12 protein-coding genes and 1 pseudogene are annotated in these 13,313 nt (G+C 45.9%); 10 read left to right on the forward strand and 3 right to left on the reverse strand.

The genetic code is table 11. The annotated features are described in order from the left end of the window. Positions 1-218 precede the first annotated feature (218 nt). From DHL47_RS10135 to DHL47_RS10145, 3 genes are all read right to left on the reverse strand, one after another. The gene (locus DHL47_RS10135) at positions 219-1,055 is read right to left on the reverse strand and encodes a sugar ABC transporter permease (RefSeq protein WP_209551783.1); all 837 of its coding nucleotides are present in this window, start codon (positions 1,053-1,055) and stop codon (positions 219-221) included. Then, the gene (locus tag DHL47_RS10140; protein WP_209551784.1) at positions 1,055-2,413 is read right to left on the reverse strand and encodes a carbohydrate ABC transporter permease; all 1,359 of its coding nucleotides are present in this window, start codon (positions 2,411-2,413) and stop codon (positions 1,055-1,057) included. Before DHL47_RS10140 ends, DHL47_RS10135 begins: the two co-directional genes overlap by 1 nt. 62 nt (positions 2,414-2,475) lie before the next feature. Next, complete coding sequence (locus DHL47_RS10145) at positions 2,476-3,729, reverse strand: extracellular solute-binding protein (protein WP_209551785.1); 1,254 nt, start codon at positions 3,727-3,729, stop codon at positions 2,476-2,478. Positions 3,730-4,574: 845 nt separating this feature from the next. On the opposite strand from DHL47_RS10145, the gene DHL47_RS10150 reads away from it, so the two are divergent. The 10 genes and pseudogenes from DHL47_RS10150 to DHL47_RS10195 all read left to right on the forward strand — a co-directional run bounded on the left by DHL47_RS10150 (position 4,575) and on the right by DHL47_RS10195 (position 13,000). Further along, positions 4,575-5,738, forward strand: a complete 1,164-nt coding sequence (locus tag DHL47_RS10150) for an MFS transporter (RefSeq protein ID WP_209551786.1) — start codon at positions 4,575-4,577, stop codon at positions 5,736-5,738. Between the two features lie 39 nt (positions 5,739-5,777). Next, positions 5,778-7,613 carry an excinuclease ABC subunit UvrC gene (gene uvrC / locus DHL47_RS10155; protein ID WP_209551787.1) on the forward strand — a complete coding sequence of 612 codons (1,836 nt, stop codon included), beginning with the start codon at positions 5,778-5,780 and terminating at the stop codon, positions 7,611-7,613. A 132-nt stretch (positions 7,614-7,745) separates the two neighbouring features. Then, the gene (locus tag DHL47_RS10160; RefSeq protein WP_209551788.1) at positions 7,746-8,174 is read left to right on the forward strand and encodes a hypothetical protein; all 429 of its coding nucleotides are present in this window, start codon (positions 7,746-7,748) and stop codon (positions 8,172-8,174) included. Further along, positions 8,175-8,510, forward strand: coding sequence for a hypothetical protein (locus DHL47_RS10165; RefSeq protein ID WP_209551789.1), 336 nt, complete (start codon positions 8,175-8,177; stop codon positions 8,508-8,510). Between the two features lie 68 nt (positions 8,511-8,578). Beyond that, positions 8,579-9,199, forward strand: a complete 621-nt coding sequence (locus tag DHL47_RS10170) for a hypothetical protein (protein WP_245335603.1) — start codon at positions 8,579-8,581, stop codon at positions 9,197-9,199. After that, on the forward strand, positions 9,175-9,654 hold the full coding sequence (locus DHL47_RS10175; RefSeq protein WP_209551791.1) for a hypothetical protein: 480 nt from the start codon (positions 9,175-9,177) through the stop codon (positions 9,652-9,654). Before DHL47_RS10170 ends, DHL47_RS10175 begins: the two co-directional genes overlap by 25 nt. After that, the gene (locus tag DHL47_RS10180; RefSeq protein ID WP_245335604.1) at positions 9,651-11,717 is read left to right on the forward strand and encodes an HNH endonuclease; all 2,067 of its coding nucleotides are present in this window, start codon (positions 9,651-9,653) and stop codon (positions 11,715-11,717) included. Before DHL47_RS10175 ends, DHL47_RS10180 begins: the two co-directional genes overlap by 4 nt. Before the next feature lie 3 nt (positions 11,718-11,720). After that, positions 11,721-12,152 (forward strand): SMI1/KNR4 family protein, encoded by a 432-nt coding sequence (locus DHL47_RS10185; RefSeq protein WP_209551792.1) that lies wholly within the window; start codon positions 11,721-11,723, stop codon positions 12,150-12,152. Between the two features lie 136 nt (positions 12,153-12,288). After that, positions 12,289-12,453: pseudogene (locus tag DHL47_RS10190) on the forward strand (polymorphic toxin type 15 domain-containing protein); the annotation flags it as partial. A 13-nt stretch (positions 12,454-12,466) separates the two neighbouring features. Further along, positions 12,467-13,000 carry a T6SS immunity protein Tdi1 domain-containing protein gene (locus DHL47_RS10195; protein WP_209551794.1) on the forward strand — a complete coding sequence of 178 codons (534 nt, stop codon included), beginning with the start codon at positions 12,467-12,469 and terminating at the stop codon, positions 12,998-13,000. The last annotated feature ends 313 nt before the right edge of the window (positions 13,001-13,313 follow it).

The following is a 13,313-nucleotide window of genomic DNA, read 5'->3' on the forward strand; positions in this document are numbered from 1 at the left end:
CAAGCTTTACTTGCCTTAGCTGCAATCTACAACAGCCTCCCACACTCTTGGAGGACCTCTGACCACAGCAGCAGCTGACAATGTCTTATGACTGTTAAGAGACTATTTGTCCACTGTCTTTCACTATTGAAGGAAAGCAAAAGAGAGAAGAATCGTTGCTTCTGAACAAGTCTATCGAGTACAAGGCTTCTGATGTTCGAAGAGCAGAAATGACTATACTATTTGACCGCCCCGCCGGTCACGCCTTCTACATAGTATTTCTGCATAAAGATAAAGAGGAGGGTGATCGGGATAGCGATGATGATGGCCCCGGCTGTGAAAGGCAGGAACCACTGGTTGATGGCATCCTTATTGAGCATCTGGAAGAGCCCCAAAGCAACGGTGTATTTATCCTTAACATCGCCTAGGATGACAGAGGCAAAGATAAAGTCAATCCAAGGTCCCATGAAGGCCATCAGTGCTGTATAAACGATGATGGGCTTGGACAGCGGCAGGGTGATGGTCCGGAAGATTTGGAAGCGGGTAGCCCCGTCAATCATGGCTGACTCGTCCAGAGAGTAGGGGATAGTATCAAAGAAGCCTTTGGCGATATAGAAGCCCAGCGCTGCTCCGGCAGAATAAACCAAAATCAGGGATGTCAGGGTCTGAGTCAGATTGAGGGCCTTGAGGATATAGTAGACAGCAATCATGGACATGAAGCCCGGAAACATATTGAGGACCAGTGCCAATTTCAGGAAGCCGTTTTTGTGCTTGAACTTAATCCGGCTGAGTGAGTAGGCCATGCCAACTGTAATCAAAGTAGACAGGATGCAGGTAGCCGTCGCCACAATCAGGGTATTGATAAACCACCGAGCAAAAGGATAAGCGCTGTTATTAAACAGCCTCACATAATTGTCAAACGTATAGGTCTTAGGGAAGAAGTAAGGGACTGCATTAGCACCTTCCCCACGGAAGCTGGTCAGGAAAATCCAGAGGATAGGCAGCAGCCAGATAAAGGCCAAAACAGCCAGCAAGATGTAAATCCCTAATAGACGAAGTCTTTTTTTGTTTTTCATTATTTAGCCGTTCCTTCCTTGAATGATGTGGATCTGGTGTAGGCCAAGAGACTGAAGGTTGCCGAAATAGCAAAAATCAGGATACCGATAACAGATGCCAAGTTATAGTCCTTAGCGGTAACAGTCAGTTTATAGAGCCAGGTCACCAAAAGGTCAGTCGAGCCAGCTTGGTAGAAGGCTGAATTGGCCGGTCCGCCGCCGGTCAGGAAGTAGATAACGTTGAAGTTATTGATGTTTCCGATAAACTGTTGGATGAGTGCCGGAGTCATAATGAGGAGAATCTGCGGGAATGTGATGCTCTTAAAGACTTGGAATTTGCTGGCCCCGTCAATCTCAGCCGCCTCAATCTGCTCGCTGGGCAGGTTCATGATAATCCCTGAAGCTACCAGCATGGTGAAGGGAATCCCAATCCACATATTGACAAGAATAATGGAAAATTTAGCCCAAAGCGGGTCGCTGAGGAAGGGGATAGGGTGCTGAATGAGATGCAGGCTCTGCAGCAGGCCATTCAAAGGTCCGCTGTCGTTGAGGAAGTTGCGCATGAGCAGCAGCGATACGAACTGCGGTACGGCAATGGTGATGACAAAGAGGGTCCGCCAGACTTTCTTAAATCTCAGACCCTTGGTATTGAGTAGCAGAGCCAGAACAACACCGAAGAAGAAATTCGTTGCAGTGGCGGCTACCGCCCAGATCAAGGTCCAAGCCAGAAGCGGAAAGAAGGTCCCAGCCATACGGCCTGAAAAGACATTGCCAAAGTTGGCAAAGCCCACCCAGTCAAAGAGAGATTTGGGTGCCGGATGGCTGTGATCGAAGTTCGTAAAAGCCAAGCAGATCATGTAAATCAGCGGCAGAATGGTAAAAAGCAGTACGCCGGTGAGAGGGACTGACATGAGGCCGATATGGAAGCGGCCGTCGGCCAAGGTTTTGAAATCCTCGATGAAGCCGGGAATCTTGCGACCTTCCTGCTTGAGGGCCATGAGATGGCGGGCGCTCTTGAGATTGCACCAGTAGATATAGGCAAAAACTGCACAGAAAATCAAGGAAGCCAGACCAAAGATCAGCAGCAGCATGGAATTGTCACCAGCCACCTGAACGGTGATTTCCATGCCATTGACATTTTTCACCGCCTCACCCTGCTCCTGAGTGCCCAGTGTAATCATGCCGCCGATTGCAGGGACAATCTGGATGATAAAAGCAATAAAGAAGGCTATTTCTGACAGGAGGAAAAGCAGGCCCTTGATGAACTGTTTATTGGCCAGATTAGCCAAGCCCATTACCAGAAATGAAAGTTTCACATCCCAGGTCCCTTCTTTAAAGACCTGCAGCATGGATGCATTGTCATAGGATGACGGATTCATAGTGTTCTCCTTATAGTTACAAAGAAAGAAGTGAGGAGGCTGGCCCCTCACTTCGCTGAGTACTATTTAGCTGCGGCTAAATCTTTGTCAAACTGCTGTAATTTTGCCAGGTATTGATCTTCGCCAATTTTACCGTTGTAAACATCGCTGAGGATGGCAGCACTTTCAGTCCAGAAGACAGACATTTGGCTGAGTTTAGGCATGACCGTTGTGTAGGTATCAGATGATCCCATGGTGATGACAGCTTGAGCCAATGCATCTTTTTTGACATCGTCAGATTCTTGGACTTCTTTGTTAGCAGGGATAATGTGGCGGCCTTCGTACTTGAATTGGTTTGCTTGGCTTTCCTTGCTGGTCAGAGCCTGCGCCAGTTTGTAGCTGGCAGAGATACGGTCAGTATCGCCATTTGAAGGTGTTTGGTTCACAGCATAGAGTTTCACGCCGAGGAAGGCTTTTTGCTGTACATCTTGACCGCCGATATTGACAGTTGGGTAAACGGAGATGCCGAGGTTGTCTTTTCCGACAGCTTTTTCAGCAGCTGCATAGTCCCAAGGACCTGATTGGAAAGCATCTACTGAGCCGTCCCCGAATTTAGCCAGCAGGTTTGAAGCATCGACATTGACAAAGCCGCTGTTGTCTTTCTGTGCTGCGATGAATTTCAGGACGTTAACACCGGCTTCATTGCCCCAGTTGGTTCCGTCTACTTGCTCGCCGTCAGCTCCGAAGAGGGTGTCGCCGACTGACAGGAAGAGCGGAGCAATCGCATAGGCATTGACTTCTTTCAGGTTGCCGCCGAATTTGCCCTTAGAGGTGATGGTTTCATAGGATTTGACATCATCAGCGGTCAGTTTGGATTTGTTGTAGTAGGTTACTTGTGATTCGATACCGAATGGGAAAGCGTAGGTCTTGCCCTTGTACTGTGCACCGAGAGCTGCCTGCTCGGTATCGTTTTTCTTGATTTCGTCGGCCATGCTGGAAGGAATTTCCTGAATCGCGCCGGCTTCGACCAATTTGCCCAGCTGGTCATGCGGCAGGGAGAAGACATCAGCTGCCGTGCTGGCATCCTTGGTCAGGTTTTCCTGAGCATTTGGATCTTCCATTTCCACGACTTCAACCTTGTAGCCGGAATCTTTTTCAAATTGGCTGACAGTATCGGCATAAGAGTCCTTAGCGCCGGTTGGAACCCAGAGCTTCAGGGTCTTGCTGTCAGATCCGGATGAGCTTGTTTCCTTGCTGTTGGAGCTGCAGGCTGCCAATAAAGCTGTCGCTGCCAGCAGGCTGACACTGCCCAATACGATTTTTTTCCATGTTTTCATTCCATTTTTCCTCCCGGAATTTTTATTTATAAGAATATTATGCAACCGTTTGCAATTTTTGTCAAGTGTTTTTTAGTAATTTTTTAAATTTATCCTCCGGCCACTTGTGAAGGGGGCAAATAAGACGGTGGGACAGACTCCCATGATGGCTGTGTCCTCACCCACAGAGGGATGAATCTTTTGGAAGATACTGTATAAGAACTAAATTTTTAAAAATTTTAGTTCCCTTCACTCTCTTGTTTCTAAGCTCAGACTGAAAAGGTCTCCCAGACCTTTTTCTCTTCTGTAAAAAGAGAAAACTCCCGGTTATCGGGAGTGCAATCGATTGCTCAGCAGCCGCTGCTTTTCTGGTTTAAAATCAGCTGGCTAAAAATGGGACAGACGCCCATGATGGCTGCGCTCTCATCCACAGAGGAACTTGTCTTTTTGGAAGACACCCTATAAGAGGCTGATAGAGTATCTTTAAAAAACGCTTTCCCTTTGCGAGCGATCCTCTGGCTGGCTGACTGGCAGCAATGGCTGAAAAAAGGGCGGTTTTTTCAGCTGCTTTGTGCTATAATTATTTTAGCTGTCTTGGAGCGGGTCTGTCCTGCAAGTTTCTGCAGGTTGGACTCAGACTGCGCGCGCTGCGGCGGTCCTGATGGCTGCTCTTCATCATGATTGGAAAATCTGCTTTTTGGACATCAAAGAGCAGACTGGGACAGGCTCCTATGATGGCTGCACCCTCAGACAACAGTCGGTAGGAGGAGGCTTTGATTTTCGTCCCAGCCTTTGCATATAACTAAACGATCAGAGAGAAATCAACTAATTACTTAATGAAATAGTAGGGTCTGCGAGGAGGAGACATGTTTCACTTATTGCTTGCTATTATTTACCTGTCCTTTATCAGTCTGGGTCTGCCGGATGGTTTGCTGGGCGCTGCCTGGCCGGCCATGCAGGGAGAGCTTGCTGTGCCTGTTTCTTATATGGGGATTATCTCCATGATTATTTCCGTCGGGACCATTGTGTCCAGCCTTCAGAGTGACCGCCTCAGCAAGTGGCTGGGGACCGGAAAGGTGACAGCCATTAGTGTAGCCTTGACAGCCCTTGCCTTGTTTGGTTTTTCAATCAGCCATTCCTTCTGGCTCTTGTGCTTCTTTGCCATTCCTTACGGTCTGGGCGCAGGAAGTGTTGATGCGGCTCTTAACAACTACGTGGCGCTGCATTACAGCAGCAAGCACATGAGCTGGCTGCACTGTATGTGGGGCGTCGGTGCATCAGCCGGTCCTTATATCATGGCCTTTGCTTTGGAAAATGGTAGAGCTTGGACCAGCGGCTATCTTTCTGTTGCCTTGATTCAGATAGTGCTGACAGCTGTTCTCTTTATCAGTCTGCCTCTTTGGGAAAAGGAGAAGCAGACGGCAGATGAAGAGGGGAGGAAGCGTCCATTAAGCTTAAAGGAGATATTCCGCATCGCAGGAGCAAAAGAAGTCATGATTTGTTTTCTCTGCTACTGTGGTCTAGAATCAACCATGGGACTGTGGAGTGCCTCTTACTTAGTAGCTGAAAAAGGCTTGGATGCGGCTCAGGCGGCAGGCTTTGCCAGTCTCTTTTATCTGGGGATTACCATTGGACGGGCAATCAATGGTTTTCTGGCCATTCGCTTCAATGATACTCAGCTGATTCGCATGGGACAGGTCCTGATTGCCATGGGGATTATCGTCCTCTTTTTACCTGTCTCGTCTGCTCTCATCACTCTGGGCGGGATGCTGCTGATTGGTCTGGGCTGCGCACCTATCTATCCATGTATCATCCATTCTACGCCGGATCATTTTGGCAAGGATCAATCGCAGGCCATTATCGGCGTGCAGATGGCCAGTGCCTACGTTGGAACAACTCTCATGCCGCCTCTCTTTGGCTTTTTAGGCAATAGTACGACGCTTGCTCTCTTTCCCTACTACCTAGCCTTTATTTTGCTGGGGATGGTTTGGATGCACCAAGCACTGACTCATATCCATAGTCAATCTTAAGAGTAGGGAAACTGCTCTTTTTTTGGTAAAATAATAGTTATGAACGACATCATTCAAAACAAGCTGCAGCTGCTGCCGACCAGTCCCGGCTGCTATATTCACAAGGACAGACATGGCACCATTATCTATGTGGGCAAGGCCAAAAACCTGCGCAACCGAGTGCGGTCCTATTTCCGAGGCAGCCATGATACCAAGACAGAAGCGCTGGTTTCTGAAATCGAAGACTTCGAGTTTATCGTCACCGAGTCCAATATCGAAGCCCTGCTCTTGGAAATCAACCTCATCAAGGAAAATAGGCCCAAGTACAATATCATGCTCAAGGACGACAAGTCCTATCCTTTCATCAAGATTACCAACGAAACCTATCCGCGCCTCATCATCACGCGCCAGGTCAAGAAGGATGGGGGACTTTACTTTGGTCCCTATCCGGATGTCGGAGCGGCTAATGAAATCAAGCGTCTCTTGGATCGGCTTTTCCCTTTCAAGAAGTGCACCAATCCGCCCGAAAAGGTTTGCTTTTACTATCATCTGGGCCAGTGCAAGGCTCACACTGTCTGTCAGGTGGACAGCCAGTATTTCAAGGTGCTGGCCCAAGATGTGGCAGCCTTTCTCAAGGGGCAGGATGACCAGATTATCGAGGAGCTGCGGGGGAAAATGGCTGGCGCAGCGCAGGCCATGGAGTTTGAAAAGGCAGCCGAGTACCGCGATCTGATCCAGTCCATTGCCACCCTGCGCACCAAACAGCGGGTCATGGCCAAGGACCTGCAGAACCGTGATGTCTTTGGCTATTATGTCGACAAGGGCTGGATGTGCGTGCAGGTCTTCTTTGTCCGTCAGGGTAAGCTGATCGAGCGCGATGTCAATATGTTTCCATACTACAATGACCCTGATGAGGATTTCCTGACCTATGTCGGTCAGTTTTATCAGGACAAGTCCCACCTCAGGCCCAATGAAATCCTGATTCCGGCAGATATTGACGAAGAGGCTGTTCGAGCGCTTGTCGATACCAAAGTGCTCAAACCCCAGCGGGGCGAGAAGAAGCAACTGGTCAATCTGGCCATCAAGAATGCCCGGGTCAGCCTGCAGCAGAAGTTTGACCTGCTGGAACGCTCCATTGAAAAAACACAGGGGGCCATTGAAAATCTAGGCCAGCTCCTTCATATCCCGACGCCCGTCCGCATCGAATCCTTTGATAACTCCAATATCATGGGAACCAGTCCAGTCTCTGCCATGGTGGTCTTTGTCAATGGCAAACCCAGCAAGAAAGATTACCGCAAGTACAAAATCAAGACCGTGGTCGGACCGGACGACTATGCCAGCATGCGGGAGGTTATCAAACGCCGCTACAGCCGGGTCATTCGCGACGGGCTGACTCCGCCGGATCTCATCGTCATTGACGGCGGGCAGGGTCAGGTCAATGTCGCTAAGGAAGTCATTCAGAATCAGCTGGGACTGGACATTCCCATCGCCGGTCTGCGCAAGAATGACAAGCACCAAACCCATGAACTGCTCTTTGGCGACCCGCTGGAAGTGGTGGAGCTGTCCCGTAACTCGCAGGAATTTTTCCTCCTCCAGCGCATCCAGGATGAGGTCCACCGCTTTGCCATCACCTTCCACCGCCAGCTGCGCTCCAAGAATTCCTTTTCTTCCCAGCTGGACGGCATCGAAGGCCTGGGGCCCAAGCGCAAGCAAAATCTCATGAAACACTTCAAATCTCTTGCTAAAATCAAAGAAGCCAGCGTTGATGACATCGTCCAAGTCGGTGTACCGCGAGCCGTAGCTGAAGCCATCCAGACCAAGCTCAACCCAGCAGCAAAACCGCAGGACGAAGTCCATCTGAGACAAGTGGCGGAGCCGCAGGTGGGGATGGAGTAGATGGAGGCGTTTCAATCGTTTAGTAATTGATGGATAAATTAGTCTTTTTACTGGTATAAAAAACTGTTAAAAGTGTAAAAGGAATAATAATTATGGTAAACTAGAAGCAGTAAAAGAAATGCGAGGTGCAAAATGGCAAGTGATGCAGAATTAAGAGGTCAGTATAACAGCGTCAAGGCAGACCTAGAGCGTTATCGCCGGGTACGTAATGGTATTTCCAGTCACCAGTTAGACCATAGGCGCTCTACCTCGGATATGGAAGACTATATCGACTATATTGAGAGTATTGTTCATATCATTGATGGAGAAAGTGGATATTTCTACTTGGAGTCAGCTTCGAGTAAATTAAAACAGCATAAGCAGGTCCTACAGGACTATGTAGACTTTGTGCGAAATTCCAATTCTTCCTTTATCGATCTCTACAGTGATGTTGTGGCCAAGATTAGCTCCTTGGAATATCAGCTAGAAAGCATCAAAACGGAGTACAATAAAGGTAAGAAATTCTTTGATAGAATCGGCTTGGAAGATAATCCAGCTGACTTTTTTGGAGGTCTTTTGTAAATGGATACAAATATCAATAGCATTCAGGATCGATTTTCCCATGATACGATTCGTTATGATGATGGGGAGCTGAGCGATTTGATTTCCCAGCTTAAGCAGGTTCATGATTTGATTAATACAACCATCCCTTCTCAGGTCAAGGACTTGGCTCAGAAAGACTCGCTCTGGTCTGGTGAGACCAAGGAGCAGTATCTGGGGCTTAAGGACTTCATTGACCAATATCAGGCGGACTTTTCGGAAGCTGTGGGAAAGCTCCATGAGGCCGTAGATGGTTTAGAAACTCTCTTTTATCAGATAAAAGATGCGCAAGTACTGAAGGATATTGAAAGCAAATGATATTTACACTAGAATCTTTATATGCACTGCATATGCTGAATTTTGATGGATATTCTGAGGAGCTGTTTTTGCTTCCTCTTCCGAAGGCTGCAGATGAGGAGAAGGCTGTCCAGCTCAAGCAGATACTGGAACAAGGGGTTTCTGACCTCAAGAATATGGGCTTGATTGATGAAAATAATGAGCCGACAACGGCTTGTCTGGCCAAAGGTGTCTATCTGCAAAAATATCAGGAAGCTTATTCTCACTGCGAGGTAGATGATCGGTATTATTGTGCTCAGTTAGCGGACTCCAATCGCTGGTACCATATCGTTATTGAAAAAGTAGGCGAAAACGCCTATAGGATAGATCGCATACATAGTTTCCAATTCCTTGGAATGACGATTCAAGGCCACCCTTTCTTGAGTCAGATACCAGAACGAGAGATCAATCCAGCAGCGCCAGATTGGCAATCCTATTCTGAGGAGAGACTGATCATCTACTATGGGAAAGCCCCTGCTTTGAGAGTTACTTCCTATTCGGGTCAAAGCAGGTCTAAAGACTACCTATATCTAAATGCGCCTTCGTCTCTCTATCAGTATGATGTCCTGGAGCAGCGAATCCGATCCATCAGCACCGATGGCATGAAGAAAGAAATTATCAACCAGTTGAAAGTGAGGATACAGCCATGCCAAAGATTAGTATTTCCTTGACAGAGCAGGAGGAGTTGCTGCTCGCAGCTCGTGAGCTAGTGACTAGTACCAGTCAGTTGACGGCTCAATTGCAGGGCTTGATTGACAAAGTCCCTGCTGTCTGCAAGGAAGGATCTCTCCAGTCTCGCTTGGGTGAACTTCCGCTCAATCATTTCACCGCCAAGGCCCAGACATTTCAGTCTCTATCTGAGCTCCTTTTCAACCATATTCAGACGACCTATCGTGGCTTTATCGACACGGACAAGCTCCTGGCTGCAGATATTGTCAATGCGGCTCTAGTCGATCCAAATCTGGATGCTGAAACTCGTCAGGCCTTAGAGCAGGATCCACAGAAGGCTTTCGAGCTGACCCGTGATGGTCTGAAGGAAGATCAGGCAGCGCCAGACTATAAGGGACCTAAGTCTGAGGAAGCCATTCTTTACAGCGGCCAGGCGGCTCAAGGAGGTGCTTCATGACTGAATATTATACAAATAAAAGCGACTTTGAACAGGGGAAACGTCTAGGCTGGTTTGAAGACAATGTCAGCCAGGTCAAGGACCTGCTTAAGGATATTTCTGAGACAGCTGAGATTGTCAAGAATAACGATCTATCTCATCTTTATATTGCCAAAGGAGGTGCGACCTTAGGCAAGGACATGCCAGAAAAGACTTTTGTTGATTCCGAGCATAAGGTTTTGGACATGTTGGAGGAGATGAAGCGGGTGCATCGGGAAATTGTCCAAAATATTGAGAATAAGTACATAAGTGGTTTGGAAGATGCCATGGAGGCTCTGAATAAGATCAATGAAGGGAAGGATAAATATAAGTCTGAGCACCTGACCTATGAAGAAACATACACCTATCAGACATCTTATCAGACAGGTTATGGGATACAGACCGTTACGGGCAAGCGTAAGGCCTATTACAGCCTGTCCGATATCTTGAACAGCGATAAGAGCCCTATCTCATCAGCTGCAGCTAAATATCAGGATAAGCTTAAGGTCGCCAAAGAAAATCTCGCGAAGCTGGAAGCGGAAGACAGAGAGACCTATGATAAAGTCAAAGACCTGTCTGAGAAAGAACTGGTAGAGACTTTCTTCCCAACAGAACTAGGTGAATACAAACGTCTTAAATCTACTTGGTCAAAAGATAATGAATGGTGGCTGGGTTGGGTGGATATAGGTGTCAAAGTCGTTGGGACAGCAGCCTTGGTTGTCGGAACATTCGCATCTGGTGGAACTTTAGCCCCAGTAGCTTTGGCTTTAGGGACAACACTTCTAGGTGGAGAAGCAGCTTATCGCGCTATCTCCGGAGAAACCATTACAGGCGATGTCCTAACGAATGAGCAGAGAATATGGGCTGGTGCAGAGGCCGTTACTACACTTGTATCAGGCGGTCTTGGGTCCTACCTGAAGGGAGCTAGTATTGCAGAGCGGACAGTCTCCCAAGGCTTGCTCAATGCCGATAAGGTTGCCCGTTTTGGAGCTAATGCCTACGATGTTGCCCAGTTTGGCCATGACTTTATTGAAGATCCGCAAATGGCTCTAACCAACTTAGCGACCAGTCAGCTCATCGGCAGAACGGTAGGGCATCTCGGCCAGCGTTATCAGGCTTATCGAGCTAGTAAAGCAGCGGATGTTAATCTGGGAAGCGGGAAGGCAGCTTCCTACAAAGGCAGTATTCGGGAACGCCTGAGCAATACTTGGACAAATGTCAAGACCAAGGTAGGAAATGTCCGAGCTCAAGCAAGTCAAGGTTGGAATGACTTCAAAACGAAGGTCGGCAATGCCAAGAATCGAGCCCTTGCCTCAGGAGGAGAGAAGCTATCTGAGAAGCTGGACAGCCTCAATGCAGCGTGGGGAGCTCAAAAGCAAAACTTCCAGAGGAATCTGGCGGCTATGCAAGGAAATCTTGCGCCTGAGTTTCAGTTGGCAGGAGGTGCACCTGGCATTGGAGTCAACCCTAACTTCTCTGAAAGTATGGAAAACCTATCTCAAAAGATTCAGCAGTTTTCTGTCAAGCGCAGACAACAGCTTCAGGATTTTGAGGGTAGCGGGGGAAGTGGAAAAGCTTCTACTAAAGTTGGTAGAGAAGCAAGTGAACAACTAGCTAAGGACGGCAGTGAGACAATAAAGCTTTCTGAAAGGACACTTACAAAAGAAATTCTTGAAACAAAACCCAGAAATTCACCTTCTCCAAAGAAATGGTTTGAAAAAGGAGGAACAATTGAAGTTGATAGAAGTAAGATTCCTCCTGAATGGATATATATTAATTCAGATGGAGTATCAGTGAAGTATACAGATGGCTTTCCTGATTTTAAAGAAGCAGGCTTAGTCAGACAAGAGGTTCACCTTGACAAATTTGAAAGCTACTCCAAAGATTTTAAGAGTGCAGATGAACTTGCTCCTCAAGGACCGAAATTAGACGAAAATACTTGGCATCATCATCAGGATTTAACTACTCTACAGGAGGTGGATAAGTCCCTGCATGCTGAATTCACCCATAGAGGTGGTTTTTCAGTGAAGAAAAGAGGAAAGTAACGAATGAACAGTTTTAGTAAGGTAACTAGTGAACAAATCAGTGCTATTGAGAAGAGGCTAAAATTAGAATTCCCTAATGATTATAAGCAATTTCTTTTAACAAATAACGGTCTAAGGAGCCGAGGGGATTTCTTTTTCCATTTAGTTGATATAGATTTTGAAGTTCATATTGATATTTTATATGGTATTGATACCGGAGTAAAGAATTGTGATTTGATAGATTGGACTGAAAAGTTTCGTTTCGATTTACCACCACAAGCAATTATTATTGGCGATGATATTATCATGGGGTTTATTGTCTTGATTCTATCCGAGGAGGATGGGGGTATTTATTATTATGATCATGCCTACAACTTAGATACTTCTAATGATGATAATAATGCCTATTTCATTGCAGACAACTTTACAGATTTTTTAGCAATGCTTCACGAGTAATAATATAGAATGGTTCAAAAGGTCAGTTTTGCTGATCTTTTGAAGTAGAATCTTTCCTTTGTTTGACTGAAACGTTTCAACAAGGAGATGCTGGAGCAGCGCTTGGACAGATGTCAAGACTAAGGCGGGAGGACATGCCAATCAGATTGGCGGAATGGGGGATAAAAGAATTAATTCTTCTATTGGTTCTCAATGGAAATATCGGATTGATGCAGTGGATGCGAAGATACAAGCATTAGCTGAGAAGATGACGCCAGAACAATTACAAAATACCTATCTAAATGTTCGATTAAATTATTAAACAAGGAGTCCATATGTTAAGAGATTTTACAAGAGTGGCAGCCATGCCCCAAGAAATCATTGAGAAGTATAAGAATCAAGTTCCAGCAGAACTAGTTCAAATATGGAGAGAAGATGGTCTGGGGACTTTTTTAGACGGTTTCCTAAAGGTGATTAATCCAGATGAGTATCTTGAACTGGTTAGGGAAACTTATTTCAGAGGGGATATTTCCATTCCAATTTTTGTGACAGGTTTTGGCGACATCATAACTTGGGAAGAAAACAAATATGTGGGAATTATTAAATACAAAAATGGCAGTTTTAATATCATGATAAAAAACTTTACTCATTTTTTGAAATTTATAGATAGTAATCATATTACAAAACATTTTGACCTACCGCTTTATCATGAAGCGATAGAGAAATATGGTCCTCTTGATTATTCCCAATGTTTTGGTTTTGTTCCTCTATTAGCTTTAGGTGGCTTTAAAGATGTAAAACATTTAAATAGGGTAAAGATTTATGAACATATTCTATTGATTGCTCAATTGGTTGGTAATGTTGGTTGAAGTTTTGAAAATATAGATATTAATTATATTCTAGCCACCTTTGAACTGCACCCCAAAAGTTAGACAAAAAAATCTAACTTTTGGGGTCGGTACATTCAAATGGATGGTTTTCTCTTTTTTTTAAAAGTTTTTGTTATACTAGATTTATCCCTTTAATACACTGTATTCAGTCAATGATTGGTTGTACCATTGAGTGAAATATTTCCTAAACTTAGAATTGAAGTAAGCTCTGAAGTGGTTGAAGGTATTAAAGTAAATGGACGCTTACAATTTGTAGTTGAGAATGGTCTGTATGTCATGGATTAGAAAGGAA

It is taken from the genome of Streptococcus panodentis (assembly GCF_017884005.1).
Lineage (GTDB): Bacteria > Bacillota > Bacilli > Lactobacillales > Streptococcaceae > Streptococcus > Streptococcus panodentis.